This window comes from Bradyrhizobium sp. 179 (assembly GCF_023073535.1).
Classification (GTDB): domain Bacteria; phylum Pseudomonadota; class Alphaproteobacteria; order Rhizobiales; family Xanthobacteraceae; genus Bradyrhizobium.
On record NZ_JADPJR010000116.1, the window covers coordinates 149,552 to 166,012 of the forward strand.

General features: G+C 64.4%; 17 protein-coding genes and 1 pseudogene. 7 read left to right on the forward strand and 11 right to left on the reverse strand.

What is annotated here, in order from left to right; all coding sequences use genetic code 11:
- Window positions 1-7 precede the first annotated feature (7 nt).
- On the reverse strand, window positions 8-382 hold the full coding sequence (locus tag IVB12_RS27445; RefSeq protein WP_247303750.1) for a transcriptional regulator: 375 nt from the start codon (window positions 380-382) through the stop codon (window positions 8-10).
- Window positions 369-986, reverse strand: a complete 618-nt coding sequence (locus IVB12_RS27450; RefSeq protein ID WP_247303752.1) for a hypothetical protein — start codon at window positions 984-986, stop codon at window positions 369-371. Before IVB12_RS27450 ends, IVB12_RS27445 begins: the two co-directional genes overlap by 14 nt.
- Window positions 987-1,184: 198 nt before the next feature.
- On the opposite strand from IVB12_RS27450, the gene IVB12_RS27455 reads away from it, so the two are divergent.
- Window positions 1,185-2,432 carry a serine protease gene (locus IVB12_RS27455; RefSeq protein ID WP_247303754.1) on the forward strand — a complete coding sequence of 416 codons (1,248 nt, stop codon included), beginning with the start codon at window positions 1,185-1,187 and terminating at the stop codon, window positions 2,430-2,432.
- A 78-nt stretch (window positions 2,433-2,510) separates the two neighbouring features.
- Here IVB12_RS27455 and IVB12_RS27460 read toward each other — a convergent pair whose 3' ends face one another.
- From IVB12_RS27460 to IVB12_RS27480, 5 genes and pseudogenes are all read right to left on the reverse strand, one after another.
- On the reverse strand, window positions 2,511-3,248 hold the full coding sequence (locus IVB12_RS27460) for a DUF899 domain-containing protein (protein WP_247303755.1): 738 nt from the start codon (window positions 3,246-3,248) through the stop codon (window positions 2,511-2,513).
- Window positions 3,249-3,269: 21 nt separating this feature from the next.
- Window positions 3,270-3,602: pseudogene (locus tag IVB12_RS27465) on the reverse strand (SRPBCC domain-containing protein); the annotation flags it as partial.
- A gap of 11 nt (window positions 3,603-3,613) precedes the next feature.
- Entirely contained in the window at window positions 3,614-4,072 is a 459-nt protein-coding gene (locus IVB12_RS27470; RefSeq protein ID WP_247303757.1) for a metalloregulator ArsR/SmtB family transcription factor, read from the reverse strand.
- Window positions 4,073-4,177: 105 nt separating this feature from the next.
- Window positions 4,178-4,459 carry a DUF3551 domain-containing protein gene (locus tag IVB12_RS27475; protein WP_247303759.1) on the reverse strand — a complete coding sequence of 94 codons (282 nt, stop codon included), beginning with the start codon at window positions 4,457-4,459 and terminating at the stop codon, window positions 4,178-4,180.
- A 147-nt stretch (window positions 4,460-4,606) separates the two neighbouring features.
- On the reverse strand, window positions 4,607-5,581 hold the full coding sequence (locus tag IVB12_RS27480; RefSeq protein WP_247303761.1) for a tripartite tricarboxylate transporter substrate binding protein: 975 nt from the start codon (window positions 5,579-5,581) through the stop codon (window positions 4,607-4,609).
- Between the two features lie 124 nt (window positions 5,582-5,705).
- On the opposite strand from IVB12_RS27480, the gene IVB12_RS27485 reads away from it, so the two are divergent.
- Complete coding sequence (locus IVB12_RS27485; RefSeq protein WP_247303763.1) at window positions 5,706-6,116, forward strand: VOC family protein; 411 nt, start codon at window positions 5,706-5,708, stop codon at window positions 6,114-6,116.
- Between the two features lie 231 nt (window positions 6,117-6,347).
- Window positions 6,348-7,925: an ATP-dependent acyl-CoA ligase gene (locus IVB12_RS27490; protein ID WP_247303765.1), complete on the forward strand. Its 1,578-nt coding sequence runs from the start codon at window positions 6,348-6,350 to the stop codon at window positions 7,923-7,925.
- A gap of 74 nt (window positions 7,926-7,999) precedes the next feature.
- Here IVB12_RS27490 and IVB12_RS27495 read toward each other — a convergent pair whose 3' ends face one another.
- From IVB12_RS27495 to IVB12_RS27505, 3 genes are all read right to left on the reverse strand, one after another.
- A complete protein-coding gene (locus IVB12_RS27495; protein WP_247303767.1) occupies window positions 8,000-9,094 on the reverse strand; it encodes an HD domain-containing phosphohydrolase in 1,095 nt (364 codons plus the stop codon).
- Between the two features lie 346 nt (window positions 9,095-9,440).
- Complete coding sequence (locus IVB12_RS27500; RefSeq protein ID WP_247303769.1) at window positions 9,441-11,723, reverse strand: molybdopterin cofactor-binding domain-containing protein; 2,283 nt, start codon at window positions 11,721-11,723, stop codon at window positions 9,441-9,443.
- The gene (locus IVB12_RS27505) at window positions 11,720-12,208 is read right to left on the reverse strand and encodes a (2Fe-2S)-binding protein (protein ID WP_247282023.1); all 489 of its coding nucleotides are present in this window, start codon (window positions 12,206-12,208) and stop codon (window positions 11,720-11,722) included. Before IVB12_RS27505 ends, IVB12_RS27500 begins: the two co-directional genes overlap by 4 nt.
- Before the next feature lie 500 nt (window positions 12,209-12,708).
- Between IVB12_RS27505 and IVB12_RS27510 the strand changes: the two genes are divergently transcribed.
- From IVB12_RS27510 to IVB12_RS27525, 4 genes are all read left to right on the forward strand, one after another.
- Window positions 12,709-13,473 carry an alpha/beta fold hydrolase gene (locus IVB12_RS27510; protein ID WP_247303772.1) on the forward strand — a complete coding sequence of 255 codons (765 nt, stop codon included), beginning with the start codon at window positions 12,709-12,711 and terminating at the stop codon, window positions 13,471-13,473.
- 24 nt (window positions 13,474-13,497) lie between these two features.
- A complete protein-coding gene (locus IVB12_RS27515) occupies window positions 13,498-13,833 on the forward strand; it encodes a hypothetical protein (protein ID WP_247303773.1) in 336 nt (111 codons plus the stop codon).
- 162 nt (window positions 13,834-13,995) lie between these two features.
- Window positions 13,996-14,667: a dienelactone hydrolase family protein gene (locus IVB12_RS27520; protein WP_247303775.1), complete on the forward strand. Its 672-nt coding sequence runs from the start codon at window positions 13,996-13,998 to the stop codon at window positions 14,665-14,667.
- Window positions 14,668-14,742: 75 nt separating this feature from the next.
- Entirely contained in the window at window positions 14,743-15,351 is a 609-nt protein-coding gene (locus IVB12_RS27525) for a hypothetical protein (RefSeq protein ID WP_247303776.1), read from the forward strand.
- A gap of 163 nt (window positions 15,352-15,514) precedes the next feature.
- Here IVB12_RS27525 and IVB12_RS27530 read toward each other — a convergent pair whose 3' ends face one another.
- Window positions 15,515-16,261, reverse strand: a complete 747-nt coding sequence (locus IVB12_RS27530; protein ID WP_247303777.1) for a polysaccharide biosynthesis/export family protein — start codon at window positions 16,259-16,261, stop codon at window positions 15,515-15,517.
- Between the last annotated feature and the right edge of the window lie 200 nt (window positions 16,262-16,461).

Here is a 16,461-nt window from a genome sequence, read left to right on the forward strand (position 1 = left end):
AAGAGGATCAAGTCGAAGCGAAACCGAGACGGCCGAGCGGCGGCGCCTCGCGGCCGGCGGCCTTGGCGGCGTCGCGCACGAGGCGTTCGAGCACGGCGAGATAATCGAGGAAGCGGCGGCGGCCGGACTTGGTGAGACGACAAGTCGTGTGCGGGCGATTGCCTTCATAACCCTTGGTCACCTCGACGAGGCCGGCCTCCTGGAGCACGGCGATGTGCCGGCTGAGATTGCCGTCGGTGAGGCCGCAGAGCTGCTTGAGGTCGGCGAATGCCAGCCCCTTGGGGTGCGCCATCAACGAGGTCAGCAGGCCGAGCCTCGCCTTCTCGTGGATGACGCGATCAAGCCCCTCATAGGAGAAGGGCGCGCTGTCAGGCTTCGACATCATGGTCTCCGGATGCGAAATACAGAATGGCGGCCATCACCGACTGCCCGATCACGAAGGGCAGACCCATGGTCCATGGCGACAGCATCTTGGTCTGGCTCGCCAGCGCCACCACCGCAAAGCCGGACACGAAATACCAGGCGCCAACGAGCGCGACGGTGCGCGGCAGCGAGCGGACGGAGGCGAAGATGCCGAGCGATACCAGGATCTGCCACAAGCCGGGCAACAGCCACAGCGTTTCGGCCGCGAACTTCCACATCACCACCGCAAGCAGCACGCCCGCAGCGCCTGCAGGCAGGAACTGCTCGACCGCCTGGTGGATCATGGCATCGGCAAGACCGGAATGATGGCGGCGCGAGCGCGCGCGCATCTCGATCCCGATCAGGAGGCCGGAGAGCGCGGCGGCAATGAACCAGCCGATGAAGAAGGCGAGCGGCTGGCTGGTGGGATCGCCAAGCAGCCAGAATTGCAGAATCGCGGTGATGAGCGCGACGGCACCTGTCGCCGCCATAGTCGCCGGGCCGTAGCCGCGGAACGCGGTGCCCGCCGCGATCTGGCTGCGGATCGCCACGATATCGGCCAGTGCCTTGTCGAGATCGCGCATTGGCAATGCCAAAATCTCGTTCCGCTCATGCTTCCCGGGATTATTCCCGCCACTTTGTATTACAAAGTATATGGCACTGCAAAGTAAAGGCAAGCCCGAATGTCGCGGCAAGGAGATGTTGTCCGCGCGAGCAACTGCCGGTTGCGTTGCCGATCCCGCCACGGCTAAGATGCAGCCAAAGCATTCCCGGGGGCTGGTATGTGGCTTAAATCGTTTGTCGTTGCGTCTTTGTTGCAAGTGGGTGTCATCAGCGCCGCGCATGCGGCGGGACCGTTCGGCTCCGTCAACGTCGGCAACTGGATCGGCGGCGCCTTCAGCAATGACCAAACGGGCGGCTTCTCCCATTGCGCTGCAACGACGCCCTATGCGAACGGCGTGATCCTCGTCGTGAGCCAAAACGCCGCCGGCACCTGGTCGCTCGCCTTTGCGAGTCCCGGTTACCGCTTCAACAAGGGCGAGAACGCCGCGATCGACGTGACCTTTGACGGGCAGGAGCAAGCTAGGCTGTACGCTACGGCGTATCAGTCCAACATGCTCACGGCCATCATGCCGCTCAATGTCGTGCGTACGTTTCAAAAGGCGAGCCTTATGGTGGCAACAGCCGGCCGCGCCGTACTGAATTTCGATTTGACATCGACCGGGCCGGTCATCGCGGCATTGGCCAATTGCGTGAGCAAGGTGAAGGCCGACGGGCTCGACAAGGCCGGCGACTTCACCAAGGGTGCGGCCAAGCCGGCGGCCACGGCGGAGAAGCAGGCGTCTCCGCCGGCTGGAAGCAAAGTTGCCAGGGCAAGGAGCGGCACCGGCTTTGTGGTCAGCGCCGGCGGCCATGTTGTCACCAACAATCACGTGATCAATGGCTGCGTCGGCGACATCAGGGGCAAGCTCACCGGCGAGGCCGCAATGGTGCTGCGCGTCGTTTCGACCGACGCCAACAATGATCTTGCTCTCCTTCAGGCGCCGTCGACGACGGCATTCAAGGACTTTGCCCGGATCCGCGACCGCTCGTTTCACTCCGGCGATTCCGTCGTCGCGATCGGCTTTCCCTACCACGGATTGCTCAGCTCGGACTTCACCGTGACGACCGGTATCGTGAGCTCGCTCAGCGGCATGCGCAATGACACGCGCTTTCTGCAAATCAGTGCACCCGTGCAACCCGGCAATAGTGGCGGCCCGTTGTTCGACACCACCGGCCAGATCGTGGGCGTGGTCACCGGCAAGATCCCCGGATTGCGCATCGCCGCTGCGACCGGCGATATTCCCGAGAACATCAACTTCGCCATCAAGACCGGCGCGCTACGCGATTTCCTCGACAATTCCGTGGTGCCGTACCAGACCGCCGAGCCGAAGGGCGAGCTCAAGACTACCGACATCGCCGGCAATGCCCGCGCCTACACGATGCTGATCTCGTGCAATGCGACCGAGCAGGCCGACGCGAAGCGGTAGAACGGCGGCTGGCGGCGTCCCACACGCCGGCATCGTCCCGACGAAGGCCAGGACGACATTACTGAACGAGGCGGCCTCTCAGCCGTGACAGCACGCCTCCTTCGCCGCCTGCGGTTCGTACTCGTCGCGCAGGCGAACCCAGTCCATCGGATAGGGCAAACCGTCCTCGTGACGGCCGAGCGGCGTAAGGTCGAGGTACTGATAGGCGGCATTCATCATATCGAGCCCGCGGGCGAAGCATGAGTAAGTGTGGAAGATCTCGCCCGCCTCGTTGCGAAAGAACACGCTGATGCCGGGCAGCTCGGGCCCATAGAACGGCGTGGTGCCGAAATTGTACTTCGGCACGCCCTTGTCGATCTGTTCGCGCGTGAACGAGACTTCATAATCGTAGTTGAAGTCGTTGCTTCCCGAGGAGACCCAGTCGAAGGTCCAGCCCATACGCTTTTTGAACGCGTCGAGCTTGGCAACAGGCGCGAGCGAGATCGCAACCATGCTGGTGTCGCGCGCCGCCAGATGCGGCACCATGCGCTCGAAATCGTCGGCCCAGAACGAGCAACTCTTGCAGGCGGCGTCCCAATCGGGTGCGAACATCACGTGCTGCACCACGAGCTGCGGCCGGCCCTTGAACAGATCGCCGAGCGTCAGCTTGCCGTTCGGTCCGTCGAACACGTAGTTCTTGTCGACCTTGACCCAGGGCAATGCACGGCGCTCCTCGGCCAGACGCTCGCGGGCGGCAGTGAGCTCCTTTTCATGGGCCAGATGAACCTTGCGGGCGGCGATCCATTGCTCGCGCGAGACGATCTGATGTTGCTGCATGGTATCCTCCTCTGATCGGGGTCAGCCGACGAAGGCGTCGAGCTTGTCGAAGAACGAGCTCCAGCCGCGCAAATGATTGTTGCGGGCGGTTTCGTCGAAGAACTGGGCGTGATGGAAGACCATCAAGGTGCCGGCGCTGTCCGGCTTCAGCGTGATCGTCACCAGCGATTCGCGTTCCGGCGTCGAATGCCAGGCCCAGGTGAAGACCAGCCGCTCGTTCGGCACGACGTCGCGATAGGTACCGCCGGCCTCGAAATATTCGCCGTCGTCACGGGTGAAGCCGATGCGAAAGCTGCCGCCGGTGCGGACGTCGAGCTCGGCCCGAAGGGTCGCCGGCTTCATGTTCGGCGGCCCGAACCATTGCGCTAGCTGCTCGGCTTGCGTCCAGGCGGCGTAGACCTTTTCCGGCCGCGCGCGGAGCCGGCGCGTGAGCGTGAGGCTTGGACTTTCCTTTGGGCGTTCCGTTGAGCGTTCGGCGGCGGCTGCGTTGGCCATGTCTCTTCCTCCACAAAGGCGGCGAGGCGATCGAGATTGTCGGACCAGAATTGGGCGTAGCGATTGAGCCAGTTCATCGCCTGCTCCATCGGCTGCGCGGTGAGCCGGCAGGCGACCGTTCGCCCGGTCTTCTCCCGGACGATCAGACCCGCATCCGTGAGCACGTCGAGATGCTTCATGATCGCCGGCAGTGAGATCGGGAACGGTGCGGCCAGCTCGCTCACCGACAGGCCGTCCTGCTCGCCGAGCCGTGCCAGCAGGGCACGCCGCGTCGGGTCGGATAGCGCCGCAAAGGTCCGGTCCAGCGTCTCGTCCTGATACTTAACCATGAGGTTTAGTATAGGCGCGCGCGGTGACGCATCAAGCGAGAAACCCCGCACGCGGTTCTGCACGAGCGCGTGATCAGGCAGCGGTCAGTGAGACGTGGGGCGCGGCTAATACGGCGCGACGGCCCGCCTGCGGTGCATCCGCGGCTGAGGTTGCAGCGGCTGCAGCTGGCCGTAGCCGAAACGGGGATTGCGATCGCAGTACAGCAGCCGGCCGGAGACGCTGGCCTGACATTGTTCATAGGTGCTGTAGGCGCATTCACCGGGATAGTCGTACTCGCCGCCTTGGGCACACCAGGGATAGTCGCGCGCGGCGGCTGGGGGAATGGCGGCGAAACCGGCAAGGACCGTCATGCCGAGCGTCAGCAGCGCCAATCGAATATTGCGCATGATCCAACTCCTCTCCTGCTGGCGTGAGATACGCCACCATCCTCATCAGGTTTGGTCGCGCCAATTTATTCCAGATCGAGTGTAGCGCGCGGCAAGAAAAAAGCCCTGCCGGACGGCAGGGCTCCAATCGCGTTGATCACAAGATCTCTACTCGACCTTCAGGCCGGCGAACTCGACGACCTTCTTCCATTTCTCGGTTTCGGCCTTGATCTCCTCACCGAACGCCTCGGGCGTCTGCACCCGCGGCTCGCCGCCGAGCTCGACCAGACGCTTGGTCATGTCGGGCTCCTTCATCAGCGCGTTGACCTCATTGTTGAGCTTGGCGATGATCTCCTTGGGCGTGTTCTTGGGTGCGCCCATGCCGAACAGCGCGCTGGCCTCATAGCCCTTGACGGTCTCGGCGATCGCGGGCACGTCGGGCAATTGCGCCGAGCGTTCCGTGGTGGTGACGCCGATTGCACGCAAGCTGCCGGAACGGATGTGCTGGATGATCGAGGGCATGTTGTCGAAGATCACCTGCACCTGGCCGCCGAGCATGTCGGTGATCGCGGGCGCCGCGCCGCGATAGGGCACGTGCTGCATCTTGCAGCCGGTCATGGCCATGAACATCTCGCCGGACAGATGCACCGAGGTGCCGTTGCCGGACGAGGCCAGGTTCACCTTGCCGGGATTTGCCTTCACATATTCAATGAACTCGGCGACGGTCTTGGCCGGCACGTCCTTGTTGACCGTCATCACGTTCGGCACACGCTGGAACGAGGCGACCGGGGCGATGTCGCGCACGAAGTTGAACTTCAGGTTGGTGTACAGCGAGGCGTTGATGTAGTTGGCCGGATTGACCAGCTGCAGCGTGTAGCCGTCGGGCTCGGCGTTGACGACCGATTCGGTGGCGATATTGTTGCCGGCGCCAGGCTTGTTCTCGATCACGAATTGCTGGCCTAGCCTTTCCGACAGCCGCTGGCCGATCAGCCGCGCCAGGATGTCGGTGGCCCCGCCCGGTGGATAGCCGACCACCCATTTCACCGGACGGGCCGGATAATCGGCGGCAAGGGCCTTGGACAGCGGGGCGGCTGCAAGCGGACTGGCGGCGAGCAGGCCCAGCGCGGTACGGCGAGTGATCATCTCAAGGGTTCTCCCAGTGTTGTTCTTGAAAGCCGGATATCTTGAAAGCGTCGTCGGCGCGGTTGTAACAAAGCTTGCCGCAGGCGGAAAGTGCACGGGGCGCATCACGACGAAAGGATAAGACATGCCGGTCAAGGTTCATGCCCTGGATCATCTCGTGATCAATGTCGCCGATGTCGCAGCGACCGCGGAGTGGTACCGCAGGATTCTCGGCATGGAAGTCAAGGTGTTCGACCCCGGCGGCGGCAAAGCGCCGCGGACTTCGCTCGTATTTGGTGACCAGAAGATCAACGTGCGGCCGCGCGATGGCGATAAGGTGGAGTGGTTCACCGCGGACAACCCGACCGCCGGCAGCGAGGATCTGTGCTTCCTCACCTCCGCCGCGCCCGAAGAGGTGATGGCGCATTTGCAGGCGCACGGCGTCACGATCGAGGAAGGGCCGGGCCCGAGGCAAGGCGCCCGCGGCACGCTGCGCTCGGTCTATTGCCGAGATCCCGACGGCAGCTTGATCGAGATCTCGTCTTACGCCGATTAGGGCGCGCTCGCGCTTGTCCTACGTCATCAGGTCCGGGCTTGTCCCAGGCATCCACGTTCTTTGTGCGGCAAGACGTGGATGGCCGGGTCAAGCCCGGCCATGACGGTGAGAGAGCGAGCGCTGGTTAATCCATGCCGCCCCGCCGAGTTGCTCCCCGCGCGATCCAATGGCAGGAAGACGCAATCATCCAAAGACAGCCGCCATCAAGATGCAGGCTGCACGGGAGGACACATGACCAATCCACAGACCGCCGGGATCATAGGCCCTTTCGACGGGCTCGACGTGTCCTGGCTGCTGAAGCTGCGCGCCGAGGTGCGCAACTCACATCCGTTCCTGATCTGGGCGCCGTTCGATGCGCCGGCGCGGCGCTGGAGCTATGGCGAGTTTCACGAGCGGGTCGGCGCGCTCGCGGCGGGCCTCGCCAAGCGCGGCGTCAAGCCCGGCGAATATGTGCTCATCCATCTCGACAATTGCATCGAGGCGATGCTGGCCTGGTTCGCCTGCGTCGAATTGGGCGCAATCGCGGTGACCACCAACACCCGCTCGGCGCCAGCCGAGATCGCGTACTTCGCCGATCATTGCGGCGCGGTCGCCGCGATCACGCAGCCGTCCTATGCGGAAGTCGTCGCGCAGAACTGCCGCAACATCCGCTGGATGGCGGTGACCTCGCACGATGCGGGCACAGCGCCCGCGCAAGCGGTCGCACGCGGCGACAGTTTTGAATCCCTGTTCGCCGACAGTGCCGGCCGTCCCAGGCGCGCCACCGATCCGCTCGCGCCGTGCAGCGTGCAGTACACATCGGGCACGACGTCGCGCCCCAAGGCGGTGCTGTGGACCCACGCCAACGCGCTGTGGGGCGCCAAGATCAACGCCGCGCATGAAGACCTTCATGCCGGCGACGTGCACCAGACCTACCTGCCGCTGTTCCACACCAATGCGCTGGCCTATTCCATGCTGGCGACGCTGTGGGTCGGCGCCACCTGCGTGATCCAGCCGCGCTTCTCCGCCAGCCGGTTCTGGCGCGTCGCGCGCGAGCACGGCGCGACCTGGACCTCGACGATTCCGTTCTGCATGAAAGCGCTGCTCGAGCAGGAGATCCCCCATGATCACAAATTCCGCCTGTGGGGTAGCGCGATCAACGAGCCGCCGGCGTTCGCCGCGTTCGGCGTCAAGATCATCGGCTGGTGGGGCATGACCGAGACGATCACCCACGGCATCGTCGGCGAGGTCGACCAGCCCAACATACCCATGTCGATCGGCCGCGCCGCGCCGGAGTACCAGATCCGCATCACCGATGACGACGGCCGGCCGACGGAAGTCGGCGGCACCGGCAATCTCTCGATCAAGGGCATCCCCGGCCTATCGCTGTTCGCCGAATATCTGCACAACGAGAAGGCGACGCGCGAGAGTTTTGATGAGCACGGCTTCTTCCTCACCGGCGACCGTGTCGAACGGCTGGCGAACGGCTACATCAAGTTCGGCGACCGCGCCAAGGACATGCTGAAGGTCGGCGGCGAGAACGTCGCGGCCTCCGAGATCGAGCAGGTGATCGCGCTCGTTCCCGGCGTGCGCGAGGCCGCGGTGGTGGCGAAGACGCATCCGATGCTGGACGAGGTGCCGGTCGTCTTCATCATTCCGCAGGGCGGCGTCGCCGATGCGGCGCCCGACCTGCATGATCGCGTGATGGCAGCCTGCCGCGCCGGCCTCGCCGACTTCAAGGTGCCACGCGAGATCAGGCTCGTCGACGACATGCCGCGCTCGACGCTGGAGAAGGTGGCGAAGGCGGAGCTGCGCAAGATGGTGGGGTGACTTCACCCTCCCCTGAGGGGGCCTTGAGGGGGAGGGTAAGCAGGCCGCGCGCCTCTGCAATTGCAACGTCTCGCTCAGAACGATCCCAGCGCCACCGGGCGGAACGCCTGCAACAGCTGCTGGTCGAGCTTGCCGCCCATGCCTTCCATCATCGTGAACGCACGCGAGTGGGTGAAGGGCATGCGGTAGGCGCGCTTCTCCACGAGAGCGGCGTAGATGTCGACGATCGTCGTCAGCCGCACGATGTCGCTGATCTGGTTCGACGACAGCCCATTCGGATAGCCGGAGCCATCGAGGAACTCGTGGTGATGCAGCACCACGTCGAGCATCTCCGGCGGGAAGCCGCCTTGCGCGGCGAGCGCGTCATAGCCACGGCGGGGATGCTGGCGCACCTCGGCCATCTCCTCGTCGGTGAGCTTGCCGGGCTTGTCGAGCAGTGCGGAGGGAACGAAGGCCTTGCCAACGTCGTGCAGCAGCGCGGCGCGAGTCAGGCGGCGCTGGTCGTCCTCGCGCATGCCGAGATGCTGCGAGAAAGCGACGGCAAAGCCGGTGACGAACAGGCAGTGCCGATAGCTGCCGACATGGTGGCAGCCGACCGTGGTGAGCCATTCGCGCAGTGAGGAGTGCTTGATCGCTTTCAGAATCTTGCTCTCGGCGGCAATGACGTCGTCGAAGGTCAGGGGCACGCCGAGCGGAAGCTTCTCGAACATCTTTGCCAAAACGGCATGCGCCGCCTCGACGCCGCGGTTGAGCGTCTTGCCGCGGTCGGTCGCGTCATAGAGGGCGGTGTCCGGAAAGGCGGAGTGGATGCGCTGAAGGATGGCGTCCGCCTGCAGCGGGCGCGAGATGGTGTCGGTGGCGCCTAGCGCCCAGGCCTGCATGGTGCCGTGGTGGAGGGCATCGGCGAGTACGAACAGGCGCGGCATCGACCGATAAGCATCGCCGCGCAGCTTGTTGCGCACCCGCTGCACGCTCTCGGGCGAGCGCAGATTGATATCGACGACGAGGCCGGAGAGATCCCGCGACGGCTTGTCGGGGATGTCCTGGGTCGTCACCGTCGAGACCTCGCCGACCGCTTTCAGGATGCTGACGAGCTCGCTGCTCTCGTCGCTCCGGTCGGAAGCGAGCAGAAGCCGGCGTTTGGCGGCGGGTTTGGCTGAGGCGTTCATGACTTCCCCAAAAGGGCACCGAGAGCACGGGCGTATTGGCCTTAAGCCTAAGCCGGATCAGGTTCTCTGGCCCTTAAGAGGCGTGCTCAATGGAACCCTGCGCAATTGGAGGCAATTTGAGGAATTTCCGCCGTGGGGCGGCGCCAAACAAAAAAGTCGAAAAACAACCCCATGCACAGTAGCCATGTCATTGAGGCGTAAGGAGTATTTTGGGCGCCATCGCCACACCCTCCGCTGTCATCGCCCGCCTTGACCGGGCATGACAGTGAGCGTGTGGAGGCGGCGCCAAAACAAATCCGCCGGAGGTTGCCCTCCGGCGGATCGTCTCAAGCAGCCTTGGCCAGCCTTACGCCTTCATGCTCGCCTTCACGGCTTCGGCCGTGATCGGCAGCGCCCGGACGCGGGCGCCGGAGGCGTTGAAGATGGCGTTGCCGATGGCGGGAGCCACCACCGTCACCGCGGGCTCGCCGACGCCGGTTGCCTTCTCGCCATTGGCGATCACGGCGACGGCGACTTCGGGCGTCTGGCTCATGCGCAAGGGCGTATAGCTGTCGAAATTGGTCTGCTCGATGCCACCGTCCTTGAGTGTCGCCTTCTCGTACATCGCCAGCGACAGGCCCCACAGCGCCGCACCCTCGACCTGGGCGCGGATGTTGTCGGGATGCACCTGGGTGCCGACGTCGGTTGCGACCGTGAGCTTCTTCACCGTCACCTCACCCGATGGCGCCACCGCGACATGGGCGACGCAAGCCGTCCAGCTCGCAGTCGCACGCTCCTGCGACGACACACAGGCCACACCCATGCCCTCGCCTTTCGGCAGCTGCTTGGTACCATAGCCGGACAATCCCATCGCGGCGAGCAGCGTGTTGCGCAGCCGCTGCGCGCCGCCGTCGTTCTTGCCGGCACCATCGAGCAGCGAGATGCGGAACTGCGCGGGGTCTTTGCCCGTCGCCGCCGCGATCTCGTCGATCATGCTTTCGACCGCCCAGAAGGTCCAGCCCGGCGCTACCGAACGGAGCTGGCCGGACGGCGTGGCGTTGTGCGCGAGCTCGTTCTTGATCGCGCGCACATAATGGTTGGGCACGGTGTAGAAGAAGTCGGCCCCGTTCACCGTGAAGGAATCGAGCGGGCCTTTCTTATCGACCGACGGCGTCAGGAAGTCCGGGATTCCCCAGCGCGCGGTCGGCCAGGCCGAGACCACGTCGTGGCTGATCGCAATGAGCTTGCCATCGCCGTCCACGCCGGCCTTGACCTTTTGATAGGTAAGCGGGCGCGAGAAATCCATCGTCATGTCGTTCTCGCGCGAATAGATCACCTTCACCGGCTTGCCGACCGCCTTTGCCGCCTGCACCGCCGGAATCATCATGTCGGCATCGAGACGCCGGCCGAATCCGCCGCCCAGCCACATCTGGTGCATGACCACGAATTTCGGATCGATCCCGGCTGCACCTGCGGCGATCGCGCCGGAGCGTGTCGCGAACTGGTTGCCGGAATAGATGTGCAGGATGTCGCCCTTGAACTCCGCTGTGGCGTTCATCGGCTCCAGCGGCGCGTGGATGTTGATGCTGGTGGTGTACTCGGCCTCCAACACCTTGGCGGCCGAACCGAGGGCTGCATTGGGATCGCCGTCCTTGACGAAGAACTGGCCGGAATCCTCTAACATCTGAAGCCGCTTGGCTTCATCGAGCAGCGACTGGCTCGACAGCTTGGCGTTCGGGCCATTGTCATAGGCGATCTTCAGCGCTTGCGCCGCCTTCTTGGCGTTGGCGTAGGTGCTGGCCACCGCGACGACCCAGCCCGATGTCGTTCCGGTCTTGTCGTCGAGCGTGACGGCCTTGATGAAGCCCGGCACCTTCTTGGCGCCGCTGTCGTCGACCGATTTCACCGTGGCGCCGAAGCGCACCGGCGGCGTGACCACCGCGCCATAGACCATGCCCGGCAACATCACGTCGATGCCGTACTTTGCCGTGCCATTGGTCTTCGAGGGGATGTCGAGCTGCGGCACCGACACGCCGATCATGGTGTATTGATCCGGCGTCTTCAGCTTGATCGCCTTCAGCTCATCCGGCGTGAAGGTTTTGGTCGCCTTGCCGCTCTTCACCACATCGGCGAACGACATCTGCTTCTTCGACTTCGGATGCACGATCATGGAATCGCGCACCACGAGCTCCGAGGCCGGCACACCCATGGCGGCGGCCGCGGCTTCCGTTAGTGCCATGCGGCCCGCAGCGCCCGCGCGGCTCATGGCGTCGAAGTTCATCATGGTCGACCAGCTGCCGCCGGTGATCTGCGCGCCCAGCACGGGATCGTTGAACTTCGGGTCGTTGGAGGCAAGCGACACGCGCATGTCGCTCCATTTCGCGCCCAGCTCCTCGCAGACGATCTGCGCCATGGTGGAGGCGATGTGCTGGCCCATATCGGCCTTGCCGCAGGTCACGGTGACGAGACCGTCCGGCGAGATCGCATACCAGACGCTCGGCTCGAAGTTCGAAGGCGCCGCAAGCGCGTCGCTGATGCCGGGCACGCCGGCGTAGCCGAGCACGAGACCCGTCGCGGCGGTGCCGACGAGGAAGGAGCGGCGGCTGAGATCGGTCGCCTCTGGGGCGACGTTGTTCACGTGCTTATTCATGTGGGCCTCCGTTCGGTGGCCGTGGATGCGGTGCGCATCTCGGACGCGGCCCGCATAATCGCCTTCTGGATCCTCGAATAGGTCATGCAGCGGCAGAGATTGCCATCCATGTGAGCGACGACCTCTTCCTTGGTCGGATTGGGATTTTTCGACAGCAGCGAGGCTGCCTGCATGATCTGCCCGGACTGGCAATAGCCGCATTGCGGCACCTGCTCGGCGATCCAGGCCTTCTGCAAGGGATGATCGCCCTTGGCGGAGAGGCCTTCGATGGTGGTGATCTTCTTGCCAGCGACGTCTCCGACCATGGTCTGGCACGAACGCACGGCTTCGCCGTTGACGTGCACGGTGCAGGCACCGCACAGCCCGGCGCCGCAGCCGAACTTGGTGCCGGTCATCTGCAATTGCTCGCGGATCGCCCAGAGGAGCGGCGTGTCGTTCGCCGCATCCACGGACAGACTCCGCCCGTTGATGGTGAGTGTTGGCATAGGCGTCTTCCCCTGCCGGTGCATGAAGCCGCTTACGGCGGCAACTTGTGCGGCGGACGCCCACCGGGCTGGCGTCGGCCTAGACGGCGAGCATGATCGCGTTCACGCGCGGAGGCAAATGCAATTTGGAATGGGTCGAAAAAACCAGCTCTGCACTTGCTCGTTGTGCGCCGCGCCAAGAACGCGGTGTAGCCACTGGACACAACAGCAAGCGCATCCGACATGCGTGCCATCGCATTCAGGCAGTTTCTTCCAGGTAACTTGGCGCGCTAGAGTGATGAAACGAAATGGCGGCGCAGTGTCCCTTCTCCCCTTGTGGGAGAAGGTGGCGCGAAGCGTCGGATGAGGGGTATCTCTCGGCTCGCGAGACCGTTTGTGAGGAGAGAACCCCTCACCCGGCTTCGCTCCGCGAAGCCACCCTCTCCCACAAGGGGCCCCACAAGGGGAGAGGGTGCACCGTTATCGCGGCGACGAGACCAGAAACAACAGGGCGGGAAGCAATGCCAAGGATCGATCGAGACGGCGTCGGGATCTACTATGAGGTTCACGGCAACGGGCCGCCGTTGCTGCTCACTCACGGCTATTCATCGACATCGGCGATGTGGCATGGGCAAATCGATGCGCTCGCGAAGAACCACAAGCTCGTGCTGTGGGACATGCGCGGCCACGGCCAGTCCGATTACCCCGATGATCCCGATGCCTACAGTGAAGCACTCACGGTCGGCGACATGGCGGCGATCCTCGACGATATCGGCACTGAGCGCGCCATCATCGGGGGTCTCTCGCTCGGCGGCTACATGTCGCTCGCGTTCTATCGCGCCTACCCACAACGCGCCCGCGCGCTGCTGATCATCGACACTGGCCCGGGCTTCAAGAAGGACGATGCGCGCGAGGCCTGGAACGCGCGCGCGCTTGCCACCGCCGACAGGCTCGACCGCGAAGGCCTCGACGTCCTCCAATCGGCGACGCGCGAGCGCGCCACCGCCAGCCATCGCAACGCCGACGGGCTAGCGCTCGCCGCACGCGGCATGCTGACCCAGCGCGACGCGCGCGTGATCGAGCTATTGCCCGACATCACGGTGCCGTCGCTGATCGTGGTCGGCGCCGACGACACGCCGTTCCTGGCGGCGTCCGACTATATGGCGGCAAAGATCCCCGGCGCACAAAAGGTCGTGATCCCCGCCGCCGGACACGCCGTCAACATCGATCAGCCCGAGGCTTTTGTTGACGCGATCGCGCCTTTCCTGAAGAACTTGCCGGGATAGACCGATCAAGCAAGGACGTAGGCAATGAAGCGGGCGATGCTGGCTGCTGGAACGATGTTGCTATCGATATCTGCGCAGGCCGAGCCGTTCGGCGCGGTGCCGCCGCGCCAGCCCTTCGTCGCAACCTTGTCGAACAACACGCCGCTCGCGTTCGGCATGGATGCCGAACAGACCGCCCGTGCCCTCGGCCAACCGCTGCAATATGTGCGCGGGCGTCCCGGCGACGAAATCTATCTTGCTTTGCGCAACATCGGCGGCAGCCGCTTGATCCCCAACCGCCACCGCCTGTTCCTGCAATTCCGTCACGGCCGGCTGGCAGGATGGAAGGAGGATTACGGCGAGAACTGGATGTGGGAGTGAGGTGGACCTCCTCATGGTGAGGAGCGGCGAAGCCGCGTCTCGAACCATGAAAGGCCCCGCGGCTACATCTCGGCCTGGCATCCTTCGAGACGCGCTGACGCGCTCCTCAGTATGAGGGGAGACAACTTTCGAATCGAAGACCAACCAAGAAGGACAACCCGCGTGGGACAAGACATCAAGCTGACGGCTTCGGACAATTTCCAGCTGGGCGCCTATCGCGCCGATCCCGCAGGCACGCCGAAAGGCGCGGTGGTGGTGATCCAGGAGATCTTTGGGGTCAATCACCACATCCGCTCGGTCTGCGACCGTCTTGCAGGAGAAGGCTATGTCGCGATCGCGCCGTCGATCTTCGATCGGACCGCGCCGAATTTCCAATCGGGCTATTCGCCCGACGAGATCGCGGAGGCGCGCAAATTCGTCGCCAATCCGGACTGGGCCGCGATGCTGCGCGACACCCAGGCGGCGATCGATGCAGCCAGAAGCGTAGGCCCGGTCGGCATCATCGGCTTTTGTCTTGGCGGCAGCATCGCCTTCCTCGCGGCGACGCGGCTGTCGGGTCTCAAGGCCGCGATCGGCTATTACGGCGGCGCAGTGGTGCGCTTCGCGGACGAGACGCCGAAGGTGCCGACGCAGCTGCATTTCGGCGAGAAGGATGCCGGCATTCCCCTGACCGACGTCGACGCCATCAAGGCGAAGCGGCCCGATATCGAAGTCTTCGTCTATCCGGGCGCGCAGCATGGCTTCCATTGCGACGAGCGGGCAAGCTACGACAAGGCCAGCGCCGACATCGCCTGGCCGCGCAGCATGGAGTTTTTCGCGAAGCATTTGAAGTAGAGCGCAGCATCCGTCATTCCGGGGCGCGCGGAGCGCGAGCCCGGAATCCGTTGTGCGTCAGAGTTCGTGGAAGATATGGATTCCGCGCTCGCGACGTTGTCGCGCCCCGGACATGACGGAGAGAGCGGAAATCGGGTGGCTGCATCAGGCCGCGCGGCGATAGAGCTGGCCGATCAAGCCAACTCGCTCCGGAGCTTCGCCATGCAGCAACCCATCACGCACCTCGTCCGCCGCAATCCGTTCGGAACCATGGACGTGCCAGAACCCGATGATTCCGAAGTGAGGAACTATGCTGCGACGGCCACGCTGTCCGGCGATGCCGCGGACGTCAACGCGGCGGCGTGGGCAATAGCCGCTTCGCCTTCTGATCCGCTCGAGGGCTGCTGGCAGAGCCGCTGGAATGGCGGCGCCGATCCGACCATTGCCGGCGATACATCGGACAGATGGAAAGAAGGGCACGCGGAAATCCGCATCACGGGAGGCCGCATCTACCTGCGCTTCGACTGGGACAACGGCCGCCGGCACGGGCTGATCGATGCGGCGCGGGAGGGCGCGGATCGCCTGGTTGGCAAGTACATCAACCTGACCACGCCCGCGATCACACGGCCATGGGTCGGGCGCGTGATCGACGATACGCGGATCGACGGGTGTTTTCCGAACGGGCGGCTGGATTTTCGAAGGTGAAATGCGGACGTAGCGCCCCCACTCTCACCATCGTCAATTCTGGGATGCGCCGACAGGCGCAGACCCGAAAAATCCATCGTGCCACGGAGTTGGTGGAGGAATGGATCCCGGACTCGCGCTCACGCGCGCCCCGGAATGATGACAGAGATGGTTCGGCTGAAACCTAAAACCAGCGCTCGCCGACGAACACGGTGTCACCCGGCGCCAAGGGCGTGCCGAGCGGGACGATGGCGCGCAGAGCGACGCCAGCTTCGGTGTGCGTGACCGTGACCACATCGCGCTTGGCGCGGGGCGAGAAGCCGCCGGCGATGGCGACCGCGCTTTCGACCGTCATGTTCGGCACGTAAGGATATTGGCCGGGCGCGAGGACCTCGCCGAGAATGAAGAACGGGCGATAGGCCTCGATCTCCACGGCGACCGAGGGCTCGCGGATATAGCCGTTGCGCAGGCGTGCGGCGATTTCGCCGGCAAGGCCCGCCGTGGTGCGTCCGCGCGCCGGCACCGCGCCGATCAGCGGCATAGTGATGGAGCCGCCGGCATCGATCGCATAGCTGTTGGTGAGACCTTCCTGGCCGTAGACCACGACGCGCAGCTTGTCGCCAGCATCGAGATGGTAGGAAGAGTCATAGCGCACCGGCGCCGCCCTGGGCGCGGCGTAGCCGACCGGCATGGGCGCGGGCGACGAGGCGAAGGAATTGCGCAGCGCGCCGATGGCGCCGCCACCGTCGGCGACGACAACGGGCTGCGGCGCGCTATAGGGCTGGCCATAGGCCATGGAGTCGAGGTCGGGGCGCGGCTGCATCACCGCGACAGGGCCGGCGGCCTGCATGCAGCCGCCAAGGGCAAGCGCGGCGGACGCTGCCAGGGACGCTGCCAAACTCGACCATCGAAACGCGCGTGCAACCGGCACCGGACCCATCCCTCGAAACGAGACAGCTCCCGTCTTGCACTGATTATGGTTAATAAAGCGTTTCGTACCCTCGCCTGGAGGTTGAGAGCGGGTTCCTGTGACCGTCCTTCAAGACGCCCGCTTTAGGCGGGCGTCTCAGGATAAGGGACGGAATGCGTGGCAGTAGCGTCAACCAGCACGGTGCTGCTTAGCCTCATCCA